This window comes from Pseudomonas fluorescens (assembly GCF_000968015.1).
Taxonomy (GTDB): domain Bacteria; phylum Pseudomonadota; class Gammaproteobacteria; order Pseudomonadales; family Pseudomonadaceae; genus Aquipseudomonas; species Aquipseudomonas fluorescens_W.
On the sequence record NZ_LACH01000047.1, the window covers coordinates 122384 to 144712 of the forward strand.

At 61.9% G+C, this 22329-nt stretch carries 19 protein-coding genes; all 19 read right to left on the reverse strand.

The window, feature by feature from the left end:
* Nucleotides 1-351 precede the first annotated feature (351 nt).
* Complete coding sequence (locus tag VD17_RS20805) at nt 352-1218, reverse strand: CsgG/HfaB family protein (RefSeq protein WP_046055433.1); 867 nt, start codon at nt 1216-1218, stop codon at nt 352-354.
* Between the two features lie 31 nt (nt 1219-1249).
* Nucleotides 1250-1669, reverse strand: coding sequence for a curli assembly protein CsgF (locus VD17_RS20810; protein WP_046055434.1), 420 nt, complete (start codon nt 1667-1669; stop codon nt 1250-1252).
* Nucleotides 1666-2058, reverse strand: coding sequence for a curli production assembly/transport protein CsgE (gene csgE, locus VD17_RS20815; protein ID WP_046055435.1), 393 nt, complete (start codon nt 2056-2058; stop codon nt 1666-1668). The genes VD17_RS20810 and csgE overlap by 4 nt, the downstream gene beginning before the upstream one ends.
* A gap of 4 nt (nt 2059-2062) precedes the next feature.
* Nucleotides 2063-2599, reverse strand: a complete 537-nt coding sequence (locus VD17_RS20820; protein WP_046055436.1) for a type II secretion system protein — start codon at nt 2597-2599, stop codon at nt 2063-2065.
* Nucleotides 2574-2948 carry a type II secretion system protein gene (locus VD17_RS20825; protein ID WP_046055437.1) on the reverse strand — a complete coding sequence of 125 codons (375 nt, stop codon included), beginning with the start codon at nt 2946-2948 and terminating at the stop codon, nt 2574-2576. The genes VD17_RS20820 and VD17_RS20825 overlap by 26 nt, the downstream gene beginning before the upstream one ends.
* Nucleotides 2949-2952: 4 nt before the next feature.
* Nucleotides 2953-3426 (reverse strand): type II secretion system protein, encoded by a 474-nt coding sequence (locus VD17_RS20830; protein ID WP_046055438.1) that lies wholly within the window; start codon nt 3424-3426, stop codon nt 2953-2955.
* 2 nt (nt 3427-3428) lie between these two features.
* A complete protein-coding gene (locus VD17_RS20835) occupies nt 3429-5264 on the reverse strand; it encodes a secretin N-terminal domain-containing protein (RefSeq protein ID WP_046055439.1) in 1836 nt (611 codons plus the stop codon).
* The gene (locus VD17_RS20840; RefSeq protein ID WP_046055440.1) at nt 5261-5779 is read right to left on the reverse strand and encodes a hypothetical protein; all 519 of its coding nucleotides are present in this window, start codon (nt 5777-5779) and stop codon (nt 5261-5263) included. Before VD17_RS20840 ends, VD17_RS20835 begins: the two co-directional genes overlap by 4 nt.
* Entirely contained in the window at nt 5779-6327 is a 549-nt protein-coding gene (locus VD17_RS20845; protein ID WP_046055441.1) for a GspMb/PilO family protein, read from the reverse strand. Before VD17_RS20845 ends, VD17_RS20840 begins: the two co-directional genes overlap by 1 nt.
* Nucleotides 6314-6859, reverse strand: a complete 546-nt coding sequence (locus VD17_RS20850; RefSeq protein ID WP_046055442.1) for a PilN domain-containing protein — start codon at nt 6857-6859, stop codon at nt 6314-6316. The genes VD17_RS20845 and VD17_RS20850 overlap by 14 nt, the downstream gene beginning before the upstream one ends.
* Before the next feature lies 1 nt (nt 6860).
* Nucleotides 6861-7664, reverse strand: a complete 804-nt coding sequence (locus tag VD17_RS20855) for a hypothetical protein (RefSeq protein WP_046055443.1) — start codon at nt 7662-7664, stop codon at nt 6861-6863.
* Nucleotides 7645-9351 (reverse strand): GspE/PulE family protein, encoded by a 1707-nt coding sequence (locus tag VD17_RS20860; RefSeq protein ID WP_046055444.1) that lies wholly within the window; start codon nt 9349-9351, stop codon nt 7645-7647. Before VD17_RS20860 ends, VD17_RS20855 begins: the two co-directional genes overlap by 20 nt.
* Nucleotides 9352-9435: 84 nt before the next feature.
* Nucleotides 9436-9969 (reverse strand): response regulator, encoded by a 534-nt coding sequence (locus VD17_RS20865; protein WP_046055445.1) that lies wholly within the window; start codon nt 9967-9969, stop codon nt 9436-9438.
* Nucleotides 9970-10191: 222 nt separating this feature from the next.
* The gene (locus VD17_RS20870; protein ID WP_046055446.1) at nt 10192-11145 is read right to left on the reverse strand and encodes a peptidylprolyl isomerase; all 954 of its coding nucleotides are present in this window, start codon (nt 11143-11145) and stop codon (nt 10192-10194) included.
* Nucleotides 11146-11160: 15 nt separating this feature from the next.
* The gene (locus VD17_RS20875) at nt 11161-12711 is read right to left on the reverse strand and encodes a cytochrome c/ABC transporter substrate-binding protein (protein WP_046055447.1); all 1551 of its coding nucleotides are present in this window, start codon (nt 12709-12711) and stop codon (nt 11161-11163) included.
* A gap of 8 nt (nt 12712-12719) precedes the next feature.
* Nucleotides 12720-13358: an SCO family protein gene (locus VD17_RS20880; RefSeq protein ID WP_046055448.1), complete on the reverse strand. Its 639-nt coding sequence runs from the start codon at nt 13356-13358 to the stop codon at nt 12720-12722.
* Nucleotides 13355-14011, reverse strand: a complete 657-nt coding sequence (locus tag VD17_RS20885) for an SCO family protein (RefSeq protein WP_046055449.1) — start codon at nt 14009-14011, stop codon at nt 13355-13357. The genes VD17_RS20880 and VD17_RS20885 overlap by 4 nt, the downstream gene beginning before the upstream one ends.
* A gap of 14 nt (nt 14012-14025) precedes the next feature.
* Complete coding sequence (locus tag VD17_RS20890) at nt 14026-15978, reverse strand: cytochrome D1 domain-containing protein (RefSeq protein WP_046055450.1); 1953 nt, start codon at nt 15976-15978, stop codon at nt 14026-14028.
* Between the two features lie 163 nt (nt 15979-16141).
* Nucleotides 16142-21967 (reverse strand): manganese-oxidizing multicopper oxidase MnxG, encoded by a 5826-nt coding sequence (mnxG, locus tag VD17_RS20895; protein WP_046055451.1) that lies wholly within the window; start codon nt 21965-21967, stop codon nt 16142-16144.
* Nucleotides 21968-22329: the final 362 nt, after the last annotated feature.

Below are 22329 nucleotides of genomic sequence, written 5' to 3' on the forward strand. Positions count from 1 at the left end.
GACCGGAGGGCAGTGTCCCCGTATGGATACCGGAACGAAGGAACGCCGAGCCTAAGCGAGGGGCCGGACGCTCGGGGCGAAGACTTTTGGTTACTTTTTGTCGTTTGAAAAAGTGACTCGCTGTAAGAGCGAAACCGTAAATGGCCGTTACCGCAGAAATGGATATGTACTCCTGAAAGAAACAGGTCGGCTATCAGGCCGCCATCGCGAGCAGGCTCGCTCCTACAGTTGGACTGGGTACATCTGGAGGAGGTTGGTCGGCTGTCAGGCCGCCATCGCGAGCAAGCTCGGCTCCCACAGGTGATCTGGGGACATCTGAAAGAGCCAGGTCGGCCCGAAGGCCGCCTCGGCTCACTCTTCCTCACCCTCAGGCACAACCTTGTTCTGAGTCAAATAACGGTCAAGCGTCGCATTGTTATCAGGCGAAGAACCATCCCCGGCCACCTGCCACAACCGCCGCTCAATCCCCTGCGCCAGCAAATGCCCAACGGCCGCCTCGATCGCCGACAACACACACAACTGCGCCGGCTCATTCGTGGTGTACCCGACCTCAGCCTCCAGCAACTTCTTGAACTCGATAAACTTGAACACCCCCGCACTGCGCCCGACAGAGTAAATAGTCTTGCTGGTCATCACATTGGCCAACACCTGCCCACTGCGCACATCCACCGCACGAAGATTCACCGACACCTGATCCACCCGATACTCCCGGGAAATATCGATCCCCAAATATCGCGCCCCTTCCCCGCCGCTGCGCACGTTGGTGTCATAGGCAATAATCCCGCCCTCAAGCATCAAATTGGCCGCCTGCAACGGTGGCAACTCACCCTGGATATTCACCGGCGTATTCGGCTTTTTCTGCGAGGCGCGAATGATCTTGCGTTCGGTCAACAGGTTCTGCAGCCCTTCACGTTCCAGCACCACAAACCAGCCACTGGCCTGCAACGCATCCATCAACATGCTTGCCGCGCCCTGGGTCACGCTGGTGGAAAACGAACTGGCCGGGGTCGGTTTGTACTGCCCGGTCTGATCCCGGAAGCCATACACCACCGCCATCAACCGCCCCTTGGGTCGAGGCATGTTCAGCAAGTCGTAATAGGTCGACGCCCGAGGTGTCAGGGTCGGTGATTCGGTGTCCTGCTCGGCCCCCACCGGCTCGCGCAAACTGCACCCTTGCAATGCCGCCAACATCAGCCCCAGCGCTATTATTTTTTTCATGTCCTTAACTCCCCATCGATCCATGTCCCCGTCAAGGGGCCAGGCCATTCACCTGGATTTCGGAAACTTCACCGGTCGCTCGGTCGGTCACTTCAATAGTCAGTGCACCGGAGTCGTCGATGACGTTCACAACAAAAGCGTCAGTGGTCAGGCTCCCGGCATTGCCTGCGGAGATGTTGTCCATCAACTGCCCTAGCAGCCGTGATTGCAGCTGACTGGTGAAGCGTTCCAGGGCCGACGTGCCGGCCGCGCTGGTACGGTTCTTCAAGTCAGGGTCGTCGTAATCGTTCTGCGCCTGGGCGTTGTTGAGCAACCAGGTCCCGTTCAACGGGTTGCCGCCAAACGAGGGGTTGATCGGCGTGTAGACCAGCTCCGTGGCCTGGACCAGCCCACAGCTGCCCAGCCCCAATAACCACATGCCCGTGCGTTTCGAGAAAGTTCCAGTACTCATAGTTCGTCCCTCTCAAGGTCGGTGGTGTCCTGTAACAAGGCTTCCAGCCTGCGCTGGACGATCTGCACGCGGACCAGATCGGCAGCCTCATAGGCCTCGTCCTTCAACTCCACGGTGTTCGGCGGCAGGAAGCGCCGATAAACCAGGCGTTGCTGATACTCCACGGTCACCAGGCTGCCCCAGCGTGCCGAAGGTCGTTCACGCACCACCAGGTTGAAGTCCATCGGACTGGTGGCGCGCAGGCGTTCACTGAACGAGTAGTAAAAGTCGTGGCCGATGTGCGAGATCGTGTCGTCGACGATAAAACCCAGCATTTCGTCTTCTTCGGCGGCCGAGGCGAAGGACGTCATCAGCATCAGGGCCAGGGTCGGTAGCCAGTGTCTGTTCATGGCGTCACTGCCCCAGTGCCTGAGGCGTTTGGGATTGGCCTTTAGGCGCCGACGCGCCATCGAGGAAGGCTTTCTCGGCCACGAACTGCCAGTCCTTGTAGCTCGCCATGCCGGTGAAGTCCGACCATTGACTGGGGAAATCCGCCTGCTTGAGCGGCGTGTCCGTGGAGGGGCTGTTGAGGCCGGTGATGCGCCCGTCAAAACCGCGCATCAACGTCCATTCGCCCCCCCCAATCGGGTCCGGGTAGAGGTTGCGCAAGTGGTGTTTGGGCGACGGAAAACGCTCGTCCTGCAACAGATCCGCCAGCTCTTTCGGGTACTGGGCCAGGCCAGGTGAACTGCGGTAATAGCTGCGCAATGCCTGAGCGTATTGAGTGCCGACCCAGAGCAACTGGCGTTCACGATCACGGCGCGACGCGGTGGACCACAACTCGCCGGCACTGGCCAGACCCAGGCCCATCAGCATGATCAGAAACAGCACGCCCAGGTAAGTGAACCCGGCCTCGTTCGAGGGCTTACCACTCGGAATAAAGGCTGCCATCACGCGCCCTCCCTGTGGCCCCGCTTTTGATATCGGCGACTCCGCCCGGCACGCCGTCAGGCGGCGCCACCAGCACCCAAAGGTCTTTGCGTTCGGCAATCGGGTCCATCGGCGGGTTGCGCAGATAACGCTGCTCGACCAGTTGTTCGAGGGAGTCGGGATAACGCCCGGTGTCGCCGTAGTAGTGGTCCAGTGCTTCGCGCATGGCCGACAGGCTCTGGCGCAGCGTGGTCTCTTTCGAGACCTCGAGGCTGTTGAAATAGCGTGGCAAGGCGATGGTCATCAGGGTGGCGATGATTGCCATGACCACCATCAGTTCCAGCAGGGTAAAACCCTTTTCCCGACGCATAATTTCACCACTCCCGGTAGGCGATGCCGTTCAGACCCTTGCCGCGCGCCTTGGAGTAGACGTCAAAAACGTCTTCGCCTTCGCGCGGATTTTGAGCCGTACTGTCGTAGGAGCGCATGCCCCAGCCACCTTCGTCGTCACGCTTGACCGGCGCCAGCGGGTCATGAGGTACGCGCCGTAAAAAGAAGAACTTGGCGCCCTTGGCGCTGCGCACATCGCGCACACCGTCCACCAGCACTTGCAGGTTCGGCGGGTAGCCGCTGCTGTTCAGGGATTTCTCGATGTAGCCGGCGTCGAATGCACGTTTGTAGGCGTCGATGGCATCGCGAATCTGATACAGCGCTGTGCGCAATTCCTGCTCTTTGCCCCGGCGCACCACGGTCTCGGTCAGCGGCGCGGCCATGCCGGCCAGCAAGCCGATCAGGGCCAGCGTCACCACGACTTCGATCAGGGTAAAACCACGTTGCGAGGCGTTCATGATCAAGGCTTCTTGACGACAACAGTGGTGGAAGTGGAAGCAACCGGCCGATCGATGTGTTCGTTCTGGATCGGCGTTTCCATGCGGCGGTCCGGCGCCTGAATGTGCATGCTGGTTTCGGTACCGGTGGTGAACTCCATGTCCGACGGGCTCTGGTACGGCAGGTTGCGCACGATCCGTGGCGTGATCGACAGCACCAGCTCCGACTTGCCGACGGTGTCCTTGTTGCTGCCGAACAAGCGGCCAAGACCTGGAATGTCGCCAAGGCCGGGGATTTTGTTGCCGGTGGCGCCATGGTCGTTGCGCATCAGGCCGGCGAGGATCTGGGTTTCGCCGTCATGCAGACGCAGGGTGGTCTGGGCGTTACGGGTATCGACCTGAACCGGAATCGTGCCCTGGCGGGTCGGCTCCAGCGGCGTGGCGTTACTCACTTCCAGGGCGATTTTGATCGCCACTTCGTTGTTCAGGTGCACGGTCGGCTGTACTTCAAGTTTAAGACCGACATCAAGGTAGGTGACGCTTTCGGTGATCACCGGCCCTTGAGTCGAAGGCACCGAGGTGGCGCTGATGATCGGTACGCGCTGACCAATGTGGATGCGCGCCTGTTCGCGGTTGCTGACGCGGATCACCGGGCTGGCCAGGGTGTTGATGTCATTGTCCTGGGCGTTGATCTTGGCCTGCGGCGACGGCGAGATGGAGATCCGGCTGGAGTTGATGCCTTTGAGTTGATCGAGCAGGGTCACGGCCGAGCCGTCGCTGTTGACCACGCCGAAGGTGTTCGGCCATTGCAGGCCAAGGTCGAGAATCCGCTGGGTGGCGACTTCCATCACCTCCACTTCCAGCACCACTTCAGGGTTGGACTGGTCCTGCGATTGCAGGAGTTTTTCAGCCATGCGCACAGCGTCTTCAGAGTCGCGCATGGTCAGGGTATTGAGGCGTTCGTCGACGAACACATCGCGGGTCTTGAGCATGGTCTTGATCATGTTCAGCGCGGTGTTGGCATCGATGCTGGTCAGGTAGAAGGTGCGCATCACCAGCTCTTGGTAATCCTTGAGCTTCTGTGGTGAGTCCGGGTAGATCAGCAAGGTGTTTTCGTTCACCACTTTCTGGTGCAGCTGGTTCTGTTGCAGCAGCAGTTCCACCGCGTCTTCGATGCGCACGTCACGCACGAAAATGGTGGCTTTCATGTCCGGGCGCAGGTCCTTGTCGAAGATGAAATTCAAACCGGCGACCTGCGACAACACTTCGAAGATGGTTTTCAGGTTGGCTTCGCGAAATTCCAGGGTCACCGGCCGATCGAGACGGGTCCGCAGTTGTGGATACGGAATCACGTTGCGGCTTTGCACCAGGCGGACGTCGCTTTGCAGCTCCAGCGCCCCTTCATTCGTCGGGTCCAGTTCGAGGATCTGTTTCACCTGGCGGTCGGCACCGTAGATGTCACCGCGACGCAGGTCACCACGGGCCAGTTCGAGTTTTTCATCCAGGCTGCGCATGTGATCGAGCTGGCGCAGCGAGTCCTGAGCACGGCGGTTGTTCGGTTCGATGGTCAATACCCGGCCGAAAGCCTGGCGGGCAGACGCGAAATCACGCTGGGCGCGATCCATGTCGCCCTGGGTCAACAGCGCCGTCACTGCACGAGCACGGCCGCTGTTCAGGGCCAGGTGCAGCTCAGTGTCGCGAGGGTTTTCCTTCAACCCTTCCTCGATGCGGGCCAGGCCAGCTTCATATTGCCCCGACTCCATCAGGTCGGTCGCCTCTTGCTTGGCAACCTGCGCCGAACTGCACGCGGCCAGTCCTGCACAAAGGCAAAGGTTCATCAGCAAACGGGTTCTGTTCATTGCGTGCTCCCCACAGACAAAGTCTGAGACAAATGCAGAGGCAGGTAGACAAAGCTGAGTTCCACGTCGGAAATCCCCTCGATCCGCCAGGTGTCGTCGATCACATCCCCCTTGCGCACGACGTATATTTTTTCGCCGTTCTGCAAAAACACTTGCAGGTCGGAACGGTCATTCAGTTTGCCAATGAACTGGAAAGGCATCGGTGGTGCCGTGGGGACTTGCACCACCGGGGTCAGGTTGAGGGGTTGTTCGTTGACGGTGGCGAGCTGTGGCTCAACCTTCCAGCTGCGGGCGGCGAACAGGTCGCCCACCGGGCTCAGGTCCTTGATCACTGCCGGTGTTTTACCGGCAGATGCGGCCGGCAGCACACCACGGGTTTTGCTGTTGGTCGGGGTGGCCACGGCGGCCACCGGAGCATCGCCCTCCTCTGACGACGTGAAGTATTCAGGCAACCAGGTCAGCGCCGCCGCCACGCCGAAGAACGCCACCCACCCCACTACGCGCTTGGTATTCATCATGACCTCGACAGGTAAAGGGTCATGCGGATCCGCCCGGTCAGGTCGGTGTCGGCGATTTTTTTACGCTGGAACTCCACGTCCTCCACCACCACCGCCGGCAACTGGCCGAGCAAGGCGTGCAGGAAGCGCCGCAGTTGCGGGTAGCTGCCGCGCACCGGCAGCAGAATCTGATAACGGGCCAGGTGCGTCTTGGGGTCGATGCCCAGGGAGTATTCGCCACGGGCCAGGGTGATGTGCTCCTGAGCCGCCAGTGCGTAAATCTTGTCGATGGCCACGGTGGCCTGTGGCTGGGACGGCAACTTGCTGCGGAAATCGTCGAGTTGACGTTGCGGCACCACCGGCGCGGCGATACTGCCGTCTTCGACTTTGGCCAGGTATTCGCCGGCTTCGCGCGTCTGCTGGCTAAGCGTCTGCAGCGACTGCCAGTCAGGCAACAGGCCCGCCAGGCCATACACCAGCGCCAGCAGCAACATCGCCAGCCCCGCCAAGCCGGGAATGCCCAAGCCTTGCAGGTATTCGTGGACGATCAATCTAGGGATTTGCATCGCCAATCTCCCAGCTAGCCGACAGGTTGAATTGCACCGGGTGTTCCGGCACGTTCGCGACGATTTCGTGGCTGAGCAGCGACACATCGGACAGCTCATCGCTGGCTTCGAGGCTGCGGTGGAAGTCGAGCATGGCTTCCAGATCCCGTGCTTCGGCGCTGATTCGCACCTGGCCTTTGCGGGCATCCGGGGTCAGGGTCAACAACGCAATGTCGTCCCGGGGCATGGCTTCGAGCATGGCGAACAGACGCTCCCAAGGCCGGCGCAATTGCTGGGACACTTTGCGCATCTCGGCCAGGTTGTGCGCCTGTTCGCGGGTTTCGGCCGGGGTCAGGCTGACCTTGCCGCCCGTGTCGCCGGTGAGTACGCGCTGAGTGGTTTGCAAGTGGCCTTGCTGTTGCGCGGCCTGTTCGCTGAGGTGCTGCTGAACCAGCACGCAGGTCAGCGTCAGCACCACGCCACCGGCCAGCAGGCTCCAGCCCAAAGGGCCCGAGCGACGGCGCGGCTGGAAGTCGAGCATCAGGGCGCGCATGTCAGGCCACCGCCCGGGACATGACGTACAAGCCATCGCGTACGGATGTCCGGCCTTCTTCGAGGGTGCGCAGGTGCACACCGGGTACGTCAGGAGGCGAGTCAAAGCGTGCCGGCGCGTGCAGGTAAACGTTCAGCGGCCGCTCGCTGGTGGACGCCTGCAATTGGCTTTCACGACCGATCAACGCGGTCAGCGCGACGTCGCTGTCGCTGCTACCCACCGAACGCACCGCCGCCCAGCGCCCTTCCCGCGCCAGCAACAAAACACTGCGCACTGGCTCAGCGACGACGAACAGGAAGTCGCCGGCGTCGAAGCTTTTATCGAAGTGATTGAACGCCGCCATCAGGTACGGCTGCACCGAGCGCAGGCGCAGGCCACGCCCCGTGACCAGCGTGCGCAGATGCGTCAGCAAGTCTTGCGGCAGCGCGGTGGCGACCCGGTCATAACCCGCCGGCTCAGCCGACAGCACCATGCTCCAGGGTTGGGTCGGTACGCCATAAAGGTCTTCGAAACACAGTTGGGCAAACCCGAGCAATTCGGCAGGGCTGCCGATCTGTTCGCTCCAGGGCACCAGACAAAAGCGGCTGAAGTGCCCGGAGATCACCACACTCAATTCGGCACCGGGACGGGTGTGTTCGCCCAGCAGACAGTCGAGTGTTTCCAGCGCCACGGCCCAGGCATGGAAGCCTTCGTCGATAAAACCGACGCTGCCCAGCCACAAGGTTTCACTGCCACGGCGCTGGCCCAGACCGACACCGCTGGCGCCGAGCACGGCGACAAAACGATCACGAGATAAAAGTGACACGATTGATCTCCTCGAGCGTGGTCCGCCCCTCTGCAACCAGTTCCAGTGCCGACTCGCGCAACAGGCGCAAGCCACGGCTGCACGCCAGGGCCTTGATTTTCGAAATGGGTTGGCGCTCGACGATCATTTGCCGCAGCTCGTCGTCGAGGTGCAGCAGTTCGGCAATCGCCGTGCGCCCGCGGTAACCGGTGCCCCGGCAATGACCGCAGCCCTTGCCGTGGACAAAGTGGTAGTGATCGACCTGTTGCGGATCGAGACCGGAGAGGCGCAATTCTTCATCGGTCGGGTAAGCCGGCGCGCTGCAACTGGAGCAGACCAGTCGGATCAGCCGCTGGGCCAGCACCGCATTGAGTGCCGACACGAGGCTGTAAGGGTCGATTTCCATCTGGGTGAAGCGGCCGATCACGTCGAACACGTTGTTGGCGTGAATGGTGGTGAACACCAGGTGCCCGGTGAGCGCTGATTGCACGGCGATCTGCGCGGTGTCGGGGTCGCGGATTTCACCGACCATGATCTTGTCCGGGTCATGGCGCAGGATCGAGCGCAAACCACGGGCGAAGGTCAGGCCCTTCTTTTCGTTGACCGGGATTTGCAGCACGCCTGGCAGTTGGTATTCCACCGGGTCTTCAATGGTGATGATCTTTTCCACGCCGTGGTTGATCTCGGTGATCATCGCGTACAGCGTGGTGGTTTTGCCGCTACCGGTGGGGCCGGTCACCAGCACCATGCCGTAAGGTTCGGCCGCCAGCCGACGCAGATGACGCAGGGTTTCTTCTTCGAAGCCCAGGGCTTGCAACTGCACGCCGCAGACCTTGTCCGCCAGGTCCTGTTTGTCGAGGACCCGCAGCACCGCGTCTTCGCCGAAAATGCTCGGCATGATCGACACCCGAAAGTCGATCTGCCGGCCACTGATGCCGATCTTGAAGCGACCGTCCTGGGGCACGCGTTTTTCGCCGATGTCCAGTTCGGCCATGACCTTGACCCGGGAAATCACTTGCTCGGCAAATTCGCTGCCCTGGATTTTGCTGATGTTGTTCAGCACGCCATCGATCCGGTACTTGATCACCAGGCCGCTGCCGGTGGTGCCCAGATGGATATCGCTGGCGTGCATTTTCAGCGCGTCGTAGAGGGTCGAGTTGACCAGTTTGACGACGACGCTGGCGTCCTCGCTGATGCTGGTCAGGGACAGGCTTTGCAGGGTATCGGTTTCGACATTGGCGTCGGCCTGGGCATTGAGCGATTCCACCGCGTGGAAGCTCTCTTCGTGGCGTGCCAGGTAGGCCTTCAGGTCGTCGGCATGCACCAGGTACAGCGGCGCGCCGTGCAGGCAGTCGTCGATCCAGGCCAGGCGTGAAGTATCGAAGGGGTCGGCAAAGACGCCAATGACCGTATCGTCGTGACGCAGCAGGATGAATTCACGCTTGAGGCATTGGGCCAGTGTGACCCGGTCGAACACCGGGGTGGCTTTGAACAGGCTGTCGGTGTCGAGCACCGGATAATGCAGGGTCGCGCCGAGGCACTGGATGAAGGGCATGGGGGCCAGTTCGCACAACCCCCCGAGGGCTTCCAGTACCCGTTCGCCGGAACTGGCGGCCAGGGCGCGTGCCTGGGCCAGTTGTTCACTGGAAAAGCGAGACGGTACACAGTCCAACAGCGCCGGTTCGACGGCAAGGAATAGACGGTCCATGGCATGCTCTCCAACGCCGGGGGCTTTGAGCCCTGTCGACGCGGCAGGCCATTGCGGCGGATGCCGGAACGTCTTGTCGCGCCACTACTCCCCGGTGAGCAATTGTTCGTCGTCTGGTGCGTTGGAGGTCGATGTGTTTCGTCGACGATCTACCAGCACCCAACTGCCGTCGTACAACTGCAGCGGGAAACTCTCGGACCTGCTCTGGCGTCGTTCGACAAAACCTTGCGAATTGCTCATGCCTGCTTTGGGTTCGCGCTCCATCCCCAGAAGGTCGCAGACTGCTCGGGCCAATTCCGCCAATGGAAACGGTTTGAACAGGATATGGCTGACTCCCAGTTGCCGGGCCCGCTCACAGACTTCAGCGGTTGGGTGCCCGGTAATCAGCACAAAATGACACTTCCTGTTCTGGCGGACAGCATCGAGCACCTCAAAGCCTTCCATGTCGGGCAAGCGGTAATCGAACACCATCACATCGGGTGAAAAACGCTCGGCCTCGCCGATTGCCATCGCACCGTCGTGAGCTATCCGGACTTCCAGCGCTTGCGCCTGAAGGTAATCCTTGAGGTTTTCGGCAAGCAGCTGTTCGTCTTCGACAACCAGTATTTTGTTTAACAAGGTCGACTCCTTGAAGCCGCAGGTCCGATGTTCCAGCCCTGGGAGTACGCGCCTTCACTGAGGCTAACGCACACTTCATGCCAGGCTGAGCGTCGGTTTTTTACCGTTGCACGTCTTTGATTTTCATGAAAAAACCATTTCGTCCAGAAACTCCATCCCCCAAAGGCGGGGAAGCACTCGGATGTACCTTGAAGCATTTCCCCACTATTGGGGGGGGAACCTTCAATCATCGTCAACCCGTTCGATTCGACTGCTTGATCGCAGTTGCGCGAGAACCTGTAGACGAGCCTGAGCCTGTTGCTGTCGGGCGAGGTAAGCCCGGACCATTTCAAGCCCTTGCACCTCTGAGACATCGGTCGCCTCCAAGTTGTTCTGCACGTAGATCAAATGCCAGCCCAGCGGTGTACGCACCGGTGTACTGACAGCCCCCAGTGCCAGGGCAAAAGCCGCCGCTTCGAATTCAGGCATCATCCGCCCACGAGGAAAATAGCCCAGATCACCGCCCTCGCTAGCGGAAGCGTCTTCGGAACCGGCCCGGGCCACACTGGCAAAATCCTCACCCGCACTGATTTTTACACGCATCTCCTCTAAGCGTAGCCGGGCGGTTTCAACCGTGGCGGCATCCGCGTCTTGAGGCACTTTGATCAGGATGTGCCGTGCCTGGATGTGTTCCGGCCGGCTCATCTCGGCGCGATGCTCTTCATAGAACGCACGGACCTGTTTTTCGTCAGGCCCGACGACCTGCGTGAGGTCGGCAAACACTTGCCGGGCCGCGAGCTCACGGCGGGTGTACTCGGTGTAACCGACTTCGTCGAAACCGGCGTCTTCCAGGCGCCGGGCGAACACGTCGGCACCGCCCATGGCCTGCCGGGTCTGATCGACCTGGCGTTGCACCACCGCGTCACTGACCACCACCCCACGCTTGACGGCTTCCTGCCACAGCAATTCTTTGTCAATCAAGGCTGTCAGTGCCGCCTGACGTAATTGTTTGTAGGCCTTGGGGTTGCGGATGTTGCCCACCGCCCGGCCCTGATCCTCCAGGTATTCGGCGAAATAACGCTCCAGGCGAAACGCGGAAATTTCCTCGCCATTGACCCGCGCGGCGGCCGGGCCATTGCTGCAGAACGCCACGGAAACCCACAGCGTGAGCAGGAACAACAGAGTCTTGAGCGCCATGATCGAGACCTCCAGTCAGGGTGTAGCGACAATGGGTTTATAGGGTGCGACCAGATAAAAGCGCTGGTCGGGCAAGTCCACGGTCACGATATGCGCGCCACGCAAGCCGAGGCGGCGGCCCGGACCGAAGCTGATCAGCGGGGTCAGCCCGGTATCGAAGTCATGCAGACCTTCCAGCGCACTGATGAGTTTCTCGCGGCTGGCGTCGCGCCCGGCCTGTTTCATGCCTTCGCTGAACAGCAACATCGAACTGAACGCGCCGACTTGCAGCATCGCATGCTGACCGCCGAGCCCCTGGCGTTCGCGCAATTGGGTCAGGGCCAGGCGTCCGGCCAGTGTCCAGTCACTGGGCACGAACGGATAAGCCAGAAACACCCGCCGGGAAAAATCACTGGGCACCTGCAACAGATCACCCGCCACCTGGTTCGACGCAGCGAACAGATAAGGCACCTGCCCCGCCGCCTGCAAGCGCTCGGCGAGGCGACTGAAACCGCCGCCGCTGCCCAGGTAAAACACCGACCGCGAGCCCAGTGGCAATTCGTCTTGCGCCGAGTCGTAGGCTTTTAGATTGACCTTTTGCCAGTCGTGATCCTGCAAGTACTGGCTAAGGCTCTGCGCCGCCAACCGTTGACTGGGTTCGTCCGGGTAAATGATCAGCGTCGGTCCCTGGAGCACCCGTAAATTAGCGGTGGCGTAATCGGCCAGGGCGATCAGTTGCTCGCGCAACCCCGGCAGCGGTTCGAAAATCTGTCGACTGGCCTGCGCCGTGCCCAGTAATGACAGCGGTCCGATCAGCGGAACGCCGGCCCGTTCCAGGCGCGCGGCCAGGTCCGAGTCCAGTGCCGGTGCCAGCGGCGCGATCAGGGCGAACACCTGTTCCTGCTCGATCAATTGATCCAGCGCCTGCTCGGCACTGGCGCGGTCCGGGCCCGGGTCGACGATGGTCAGGCGCAACTGCCGACCATGAATCCCGCCCGCTTCGTTGATTCGCGCCACGCTACCCTTGAGCACCGCCGCCACCGTGGCGCCCTCCTCGCTCAACGGCCCCTGGCTTGGCAACAAGGTGCCCAGGTGCAGACTGTCAGGGGTCAGGCCGGGGTCGCGGTCCTCGGTCACGCGTTTGAGGTAGGCCGTGAGGTTGCGCTGATCATTCATCGACAGGACGAAGCGCGGCATCGCCGGGTCGAGCCGGTTGTTGCCCGGATCACGCCCTTCCTGGATAGCCCGAGCCAACGTGCCTTCGGTATACGCCGGGTACGCACGGCCATTGATTTGCTGCTGGCCGTAGGTGCTGGTGAGCCGCGACCAGCTGAGATCCGGCGGTCGCACCCCGCCTTCGGGCCGCCCGAGGCCATCGGCGCCGTGGCAGTTGGCACACGGCAGGCTGGTGGCGGGCAACACTATGTTCGCCGCCCCGACCCGCGCCATGATTGGCTCGCCACTCGCGGACACACCCTCGCGATACAGCCGTTTGCCGGCGCTTTCGTCAGGGTTCAGCAGCAACGCATCAGCGGCGAAATGCAAGCCGCCAAGCAGTAGCAGGCCAAGAGCGAGTGAAGTTCTCATGGCACGGTTCAACGACCGGCCACGGGCATTGTCAGCAACTGCAAGCGCTGGGCAATGGCGGCGGCCGGGGCATCGGGACGGATTTTGCTCCAGCGTTTATTGGCCACGTCACCCACGATCAGTTGTGTTGAATGCTGCTCGGGGGTCGGCACGATCTGGCCGATGCGCCCCAATACAAGGTCCATCTGTGCCTTGTCGCCGGTAAGAAAAAGCCAGTGAGGGCCGTCGACGCCCTGCTTCAAGGTGTAAGCCTTGAGTACCGCTGGCGTGTCCCGCAGCGGATCACTGGTAAGGGAGATAAACGTGATGCCGTCCGCCTTGTCGCCCAGCAACTCACGCACTTCCTTGAGCTTGCGGGTGATCAGCGGGCAGGCATCGTTGCAACTCGTGAAAATCACATTGAGCAGCACCACGCGGTTCTGCAGCGCGTCGCTGTAGAAACGCAGGGTCTCGCCGTTCTGGTCCTGCAACGGCGTGTCGGTGAACCAGGTTTTCGCATCGCGGGTGCCAGTGCCCGTAACCAAGCCGGGCGGTGCGGCAACGGCGGCCACCGCCGGTGCCGGCTCTTCGTGCCCTTCGTGGGCGGACGCCAGCGAACTGAACAGGCAAAAGCACACCGTCAGGGAGATCCAGTCGAGGGCTCTCATGGCAGCTGCTCCATCGCGATGGCCGTGTGCTTGGCGTGGACGTTGCGCTGACCGCTGAGTTTCTCCACTTCACGGGCCAGCACCGTCGGGTCGGTGAAGCCGTAATAGCGGGTCCAGTGGCGGCTGTTGCCATCCCCCACCAGAATCAATGGCTGATGGTTTTTGAAGTCCCCACTGAAAGTGCCCAGCCCCTTGAGGGTTTCGTCGATCGACTGCGAGCTGCCGGTCAGCCAGCTCCAGCCCGGGCCTTTCTGGAAGTTGCGGGCGTAGTCGTTCAGGCGTTTGGCGTCATCGCGCTGCGGGTCGATGCTGATCGACACCAGCTGCACCTCGCCGCCGACCCGGGCACCCAGCTGTTTTTGCACCTTGCCCATGATTGACGACACCACCGGGCACACCGTGGTGCAACTGGTGTAGATGAAGCTCATGACCACAATCTTGTTGGTCACCAGGTCCTTTTCCAGGCGCACCGGTTTGCCGTTCTGGTCCACCAGCATCACGTCGGCGAACTTGACCTGGGCGCTTTCTGAACGCGCGCTTTGGGCCGGCATTTCGTGACCGGCGTGTTCATCCGCCGAGTGGGCCAGGGCCTGGCCGATACCGGCGGCCAGCAGACAGAACGTCAGCAGTCCACGGTGTGCGAATCGGTTCATGGCGGAACTCCTTTCTAGTGGGCATCGCCGGGCAGGACCCGAACGCTGGCAAAAGTCTTGTCATCGAAACTCGCGCCCAGCGACGCCGCGCGTACGTGCAGGTACCAGGCGCCGTTCTGATCGAGGGTCACCGGGGCTTCATAAACACCGTCGCCCACTTCCTGCGCGGCGACTTGCTGGACCCGGGACGTCGGGGCCCGGAAGTAGCGCACCTGAACGTCCTTGACCCCACTGCGCTGTGCCTTCTGCGTGCCCTGAACGATGCGAAAACGCACCACGTAAGGACTGCCGAGGGCGGCCGTGGACGTGCCGAGCATGAATTCCACCTTCGGCACCCCCGGGTGTCGGGTGAAGGTTTTATCGGGCTCAACCAAAGCCGTGAAGCAATGGATGATGTTCGGCTGGTTCAACAGGAAGGCCACGTCGTAGCGTCCGGCAGCGGGCAGTTTGATCCGGGCGCTGTACAGCCCCGGCTCGACTTCGCGCAGGCTGCGGTCGATGACCATCGCCGCCCGCGCCACTTGCCCACGATTGGGGTAGCCGGACATCGGCGCGTTCATGCCTTCAGCGTAGAAGTAGGTGGTGTTGTCCACCGGGTTGACCACAAACACCGCGTTGTCATCCCGCGACACCGCCAGGCTCGATGCCAGCGGCAAGTCACCGGCCAGCCGTGGCGCCTGAGGCCCGGCTTCGAAGCCCTGGCTGATGGGCGTGCGGCCTTCACCCAAGGACGACAGATTGATCATCGTGACCTTGGCCGAGGCGAGTCCGCGAATGTAGGCGTAGGCCTTGGTGTACACCACTTGATAAGGTTCGGCGGACACGTCCAGTTCATGGATCAACGAGTCGGTGGCCGCGTCGATTACCGAGGCCTGGTTCTCCAGGGTGTTGAGTGCGATGCCAAAACGACCGTCAGCGCTGAAACCCATCGGGCCCAGGCCCTGTTTCATCTTGATCACCCGCCGTACCGCGAGGCTGGCGGTGTCGACCACGGTCACCGTGCCGTCCTTGCCATCGGCGACATACACCGCCTGGGACAGCGGCGAGTACGCCACGGACAACGGGTGCGAGCCGGTCTTGAGTTGCTTGCTGATGGTCAGGCTGGCGATGTCGATGAGACTCACCGTGCCGTCATCGCGGTTGGTGACGAAGGCAAAACGACTGTCCTTGCTGAAGGCAATTTCGTGATGCCCGGCACCGGTGGCCAGGTGTTTGAGGGGCTTGAGGCTGCGCGTGTCGATCACCGTCACCCCGGACGCCTCGGCCGACTTAGCGTTGTTGCCGACCCACAGCAGACGCTCATCCGGTTGCAATGCCAGCCGTACCGGGTTGCTGCCGGCAGCCACCGAGTCAATCAACTTGAATTGCTCGCTGTCGATCACCGCAATCTCATCAGCGGTTGGCATCGAGACGAACGCCCGCTTGTTGTCTCTGGGCGTGACCCAATCCATCGGCGGTTGCTTGATATCGATCCGCGCCATCGTGCTGGTGATGCCGCCCACCGACACCGACGGATCGACCACCGAGACGCTGGCATCGCGGTTCATCACCAGCAGGAAGTAGCTGTTCAGATCGAGCAACGGCCGCGCGCCAATGCTCGATTTCAGAAACACCCCGACCCGGGATTTGCAGCTGTGTTCGCGGCCCTGGGCCTGGTCGGCGGCGACGGTTTCCGGATCGAGCCAGGCACCGGGTGCGACACCCGACAGTGGCTGGCCCGAAGCGCTGTCAGTGACCCGAAAGCGCACGTCGGCGAATCCACCCTCGCGCAGCACGCCGTCCTGCGCCAGCGGCCGCACTTCGAGCGCCACCGACACCCCGTCACGCTCAAGCACCTGGCCGCTCCAGGTGTCCGGCAGCGCGACTTCGCTCAGCATGACCGGGGGAGTCGTGCGCCATACGCCCAGCCAGATCAGCACCAACCCTACAACCAGTGCACATCCGGCGATTTTGATGGTCCTGTTCATAATGCTTCTCCCCTTACTGATCTGAGCCTGCCGCAACGTGCCCCTGTGGGAGCGAGCTTGCTCGCGATGGAGTCACCTCGGTTTTGCGTGGTGAGGCGAATGACGCCATCGCGAGCAAGCTCGCTCCCACAGGGGTGGTGCCAGCCACCACCCCATCCCTGTCCTACGGTGCCGGAGCCGGTTCAGGTTCGTTGGTCACCCGCAGCAATCCCCAAAGCCCGGCAGTGTTGCCGTAGGCGCCGTAGTCACGGAACAGGTAGTCGCCCGGTATCGCGTTGCTGCCCCCGGCGCTTGGGTGCATGAAGCTGAAGTGCGCCGCCGGCAAGATGCTTTCGTGGGCGCCGATGTACATCGACATCGGGTTGAAACCGAACCGCACCGAGCCCACCCCTGGTGCAGCCAATGGATAGCCACCGGTATCGCTCTTCTCCGACTGGAACGGGTTGAGCGACCAGACGTGACCATCGAGTTGGAAGGTCGTGCCACGGCTGCCGCCGGTGGGCATCATGATGTGGGTGCGGAACGGTTGCCCCGGTTTCACATAAAGCACTGGCGTCTGCGGATCGCCTCCCACCAGCGCATTGCTGAAGGCCATGTGTGCGTTAGGCACGTCACCGTAACCATGACCGTCGGCGTGCCCAAACGGCGCATCCGGTGGCAGGCCGAAGCGGAACCACATGGGTTCGGTCTTGTAGTTGATGGCCATGCTCGAGTTGTCCTGTGGATCGGTCGGTACACCGGCCTCCGAGGCAATACCTTCCACCGGACGACCATTGGCCCAGCGCATGTTCAACGCTTTCTGCCAGACCATCGCAAAATCACGGTAGGTGGTCTGCCCCGGTGCGGTGACCGTCGCGGAGACTTTGCGTGCATCGTCAACCCAGGTCGCGCCGACCGGCAGAATGCTCATCGCCCCGCCCAGGCCTTTTTGCGGTTGCTTGATGACGTCCGCCGGGGTGAAATTCAACCCGCCGAACTCCACCGCCGTGGCGTTGATGTTGTCGACACTGCGGCCCAATTGCGTGACCGGTTTGCCTTCACGCTCCAGGTGCCCGGCGTAGTACTGATAGGTACGCGTCGGGTACGCGCCGACAGTGCCGACACGTGGCGGCACGGTCTGGATCGGGTTGGTGCCGACGTTAGTCCCGTCGGATTTAGTAATGTCGTACGCCAGCAGTTGTGCGTGCAGGCCCACTGTGCTGGATGGCCGCATCAGGTTATTGCTGAAGGTGGTCGAGCCCTCGCCATCATTGCGGTCACGCTTGACCATACCCATCACCGTAGCCGTCTGAGTCAGATCCGGCATCACCATGGGCAGACGGTTTTCCAGCGTGATGTTGATGCAATCACCGGCCGCCGCGCGCAGCACCAGCGGTTCGACCGGCACACCGGGTTTGAGCTTGCCGGTGATCGGATCGAGATCGCCCTTGCGCACATAAAGAATCGCCGTCGGGTCATGCAGTGGCCCGCTTTGTCCGCCGATGGTGAAGGTCGTCCCGTCCTCAGGATCGTTCACCGTAACCTGAGGAATGTTCACTGCCCGCGAGTTGTACACCAGGGTTCCGCCCGCCGGATTCAACGCCCCGCCGACGTGTTGCCCGATGCCGGCTGGATCAGCCATCGACAGATTCAACGGATTGCGAAGGATGTCATTGGCCAGTGCCGCGACCACTTCATAGTTGCGTTGTGGCGTCGGCCGGGTGCCGATGCCATTGGGGTTGGCGCCAATCCGTGGGCAGATGCCATCGAACGCCACGGTGTTGCGCATACCGGCCGGTTTCGCGTTGTTCGGCAGCGCGAACAGGTCGCTGCGTTGGGCCGTGTAGTTGCGCATCACGCCCCAGATCCCGCTCCAGTAACCTTCCAGGGAGGCGTCCATCGAGTACAGGTAATCCCCGGTGGTCGCGGCCGCGCTGGAGATCATCGACACCGGCGCATTGAAGCCCATCTGCTCGGAGATCCCGATCATTTGCGACGAGCGCCAGCCTGAGTTGGAGCTGTTGCCGAAACCGGAACCGCTTTGCAGCCACTTCACGCCGTGCAGGGTCACGTTGTGCTCTTCTTCGTGACCACCGGCATGCACCCGCAGCCGCACGTTGTCACCGGTGTAGGTGCGCAGCATCGGAGTGAACGGGTCACCCGGTTCGGCGCCGCCACGGTTGATGTGTGGCGGGAACAACGTGGTGCCGCCCGTTGGACCGGTAGCCGCGGTCACCAGGTTCGGCGCCAGGTTCATCGCCGGGATGGCGCGGTCGGTACGGCTTTGCATGGCGTACGCCAGGTCGCCGCCGAGGCCGTCGGCCTGCATGCCGCGCTTGCCGTCCGGGCCGACCTTGTTCGGGTCGTACACCCGCAGGGCCAGCGGTTCGTTGCGGTAATTGACCACGAACATGCCAGGGTCATCGACCGAGATGGCTTGTGGGCATGGCCGGCTTGGGCAACCGGGCATCAGTCCACCGCGGGCTTCGACCACCTGTTCAAGCAAGGTCTCGGCTTCTTTGCGCACCGGCGGGTTGATTGCGTAGCGGAAGCTGTCAGCGGTGGCCGGGAAGGCTTGCGCATTCGGTACGCCGTTAGGGCCGGCGCCCACGTACACACCGGCTTCATAGGCGTGCTGGAAGTCGCTGTATTCGAGGAAGAACTCACGGAAACTGTCGTTCTTGCCGTCGCCGTCCAGGTCACCGGTGGCCACCACCGCTTGCCACGAGGTTGGCCCGCCGTCCTGCCGCGCGCCGCTGTACAACGGCTCGCCGGTTTCGGCGTGGAACCAGGTCGAACCGGCCGGTTCTGCCAACACGGTGGCGTACAGACCGATCTGTTGGTGAGTCGATGGGCCGAGGTGGTCGTGGGTGAAAATGGTTCCCAGGCCACGGTCGACACCTTTGGCGTTCACCACCGGATCGGCAAACCAGCGCTGCATCGCCGTGCGCGCGCCGACCCAGTCGGCCCGGCCGTATTGGCCGAAGAACGGATGAGCCTTGGCTTTCGGACAGGCCGGCGTGCCGTCACGCGGATCGGTGCCTTGGCACTGGTTGAACTCGCGAATGGCGTGGATGCGTTCTTGCACGGCACCGGGGGAAAGCACGCCGTCTTCATAGTTCCAGCCGTTGGCCGAACCGTCGGCGGCCGTCAGGTCCCATTTCGGCAGGTGAATGTGCTGGCCGATCACGTCGGTCGGCGTGCGCACCTGATAGTCGTCCATTTCATAAGTAGCCGGCACCAGGTTGGTTTGCTGATACTGCACGCAGTCGAAGGTGTTCATGCGCATCACCAAAGGCTCTGGTGGACGCTGCTTGGTAATCACCGGCCAGGCGTCTTCCCACAGCGCGAGAATGCGCGCTTGCGGGAAGTGGTAACCGACCTTGTTGTAGACCGCATCGAACTGAATGTTCGCCGCTTTATAGACCCGTGGACGGTCGGCGGTGAACGTCGAGGAACCGCTGAAGGACAGGCCGTCAATCCGTTCACCGCTGTTGAACTCACCGGTGCCGGCGCTGCTGGTCAGGCGTTTTTGCCGGTCATCCATGCACGGTTCGTAATACGGTGCGCCCGCGATCGGCAAGGCGCCGTTGGTGCGGAAGTTGCGCGCCACGATTTGATTACCGGGCAGCACGGCGAAGCTTGGGTGGTCTTTTTTGGCATGGAACGCCATGGCCGCCTGTTCGACTTCGGTGCCCTCTTCCGGCATGTAAATCGGCTTGGCGCGTGTCACTTCCTTGGAGAAATCCAGGGACGTGGTAATGGTGTGCGCCTGGCCACCGGAGGAGAAACCGTCCAGAGAATGGCGCCCCAGGCCGCCGTCCCAGCCACCGGACTGAGCCGGGTCGAGATTGGCCCACAAGGCGTTGCCACTGGTTTTCAAGGCCTGCGCCTTGGCAGCGTCGAGCATGTCCAGCGGTGGGGTCGGTGGGCGTTGGCCGACCGAGCTTTCCATGCCGCCGATCCAGAACGGATAGCCAGGGTTTTTCAGGCTGCCGTCGGCATTGCGGTTGGCTTCACTGCGATCCACCAGGGCCAGGGAACCGATGGCCTTAGCACCGCCGTTGCCGCTGAGTTGTTCGTCGTCGTCATCCTCCTCGTCATCGTCGTCATCGCCACCGGCCACCAGGGTTTCGCCGATTTTCGGCACGACCGCGACTTTGCCCGGCATCGGCGGCATGGCTTTGCCTGGCAACGGCACAACGGCTGGAATCGGTGTACCCGCAACGATCTCGCCATCGGGCAAGGCGCGGGCGCCAGCGGCCGGTTTACCGCTGCGCAGTGCATAAGGTTCGCTGTGATACCCGTCGGCACCTTGCTGGGACACCTCAAGTTTGGTGCCCTCTTCAAAGACGTCATGCACCCGCCACATGCTCCACATGCCTTGGGCAAAGTGCGGATAGAAGTGGCAGTGATAAATCGCATCGCCCGCGACCCGGTTGCGGTTGCCCGACCCACCGTTGGCGATTTCGTAGGTGTAACCGGCGCCCGGACCGATGCCTTGGGCGTCCATATAGTCGGAGTTGTCGTCGTTGGGGTTGAACAACCACTGGTGCCCGTGCAGGTGGAAAATGTGCTGCTCGTGGCCATTGTGGGTGTTGCGGAATTTGATGAAGTCACCGATGTAACTGTGGTTGACGTTGGACGGCTCGGACGGGTAAAGCGCCATGGTCGCCTTGACCCCGACCTGATCGGCGCTCGGTGTTTCACCGGGACGAATGTTTTCCAGGCCGGCGTTGGCCGGCACGTCCACCAGCATCGCCACGTCGCCGACGGTGTGCGAGCTGAGGAAGAATTCTTCATAGGCGCAGGACAGGCAATCGTGCATCGGCCCGACGCCCAAACGGTTGGCGACCACTTCGGCGCCCATGCCGCCGGAGCCATAGTTGATCATGAACGAATCGCGGGTCGGCTCCAGCACGTGGGCCATCACCGGATCCGCCCAGTAAGCGGGGAACGCCTGGGTCGCGGCGGTTTCATCCTGGAACTGCGAGGCGAAATCGCGGAACGGTTCCAGACGATTCGGGATCGCCGGGTTGCGTTTGCCGATGGCTTCCAGCGGATAAGTCGTCGGCGGGAAGCTGCCGTCGGCGTTGCTGCCCATCACGATCGCGTCGCTCTCGCTGGAAATGATTTCATTGCCGTCGACCATGTTGATGATCGGCGTGCCGGCCTTGCCTTCACGGATCCACGGCTCGCGTTGCGGGTAGCGCGCCTGGTAATCGACAATCGGTTGACCGGCCGGGGTGCGGCCGACGCTGGCCAGGCGCATCTCTTCTTCGGTCACGGTGTTGCGATAGGTGCGACCGCCCTTGGGCACCACCACCACTTGGCCGAACAGTCCGTTGGCCACGTTGCCCGCATCCCCTTCACCGCCGAAGGTCGCGCCACGGCTACTGGCGGCAAACGCCCCTTCGCGCTCGGCGTACAAGGTGTAGGAACGGCTCGCGCCGGGGGCAATCAGGGTATTGGCGTTGCGCCCGGTATAGGACGCAATGTCGTCGATGCTGTTGACCGCTTGCATGCCGTTGACCTGGAAGCCGACGTGGCGGTCGGTGACTTGCTCATCGACTTTGAAGTTTTCTTCGTTGCCGATGGCGACTTCGCCCTCAATCTCTTCCTCCCCTCCATTTTCATGGCTTCCGGGGTTGGCCTGGTAGGCGAGCAAGTTCTGCAGGTTGATGGTCAGGCAGTCACCGGCAGCGACGCGCAGTACCAGTGGACGCGGACGCTTGTCGGGCCGCAGCGAGACTTTGCCCGGCACCGCCGCCCCGCCCTGAGCCAAGGACATCTCGTGGTCATCGACCACGTCGCGGCGCAGGGCGAACATCATGCCGTTGGCGTTCTGCGCGCCGAGGCGGTTGAACATCAGCGGCTGATCCAGCGCCACGACGTTGGCCACCAGATTGCGCTCGCAGCGCACGGCGGCCTCAACCAGTTCGATGCCCAGCATCGAAGCCACCAACAGCAGCAGATTTAACAAGGACGGAGCGTAGGGTATGCCGGTCATGATCACGGGCCTCGCTGTGGCACTCATTAGGAATAAGTCTCGACAAATCCCCTTGAGCAATCCGCATGCCATAAATATTTTAGTTATTTTTCAATCATTTATATGAACGACTTAACAACTCGGGGGATATTCCCCACCCATTCCCCCCACTTTCCGGGCTGAAGAAACTTCCCCCAAAACGCAAAATTCGTGACAACCGTCGAAGTCAGCGTTCGGCTGTAGCAGCTGTCGAGCTTGCGAGGCTGCGTTCGGCGGCGCAGCCGTCGTGAGATCCGGCAACACGGTGTTTCAGGAAAACCTCATGCTCAGGTTTACGACTGCTGCGCAGCCGAACGCAGCCTCGCAAGCTCGACAGCTGCTAC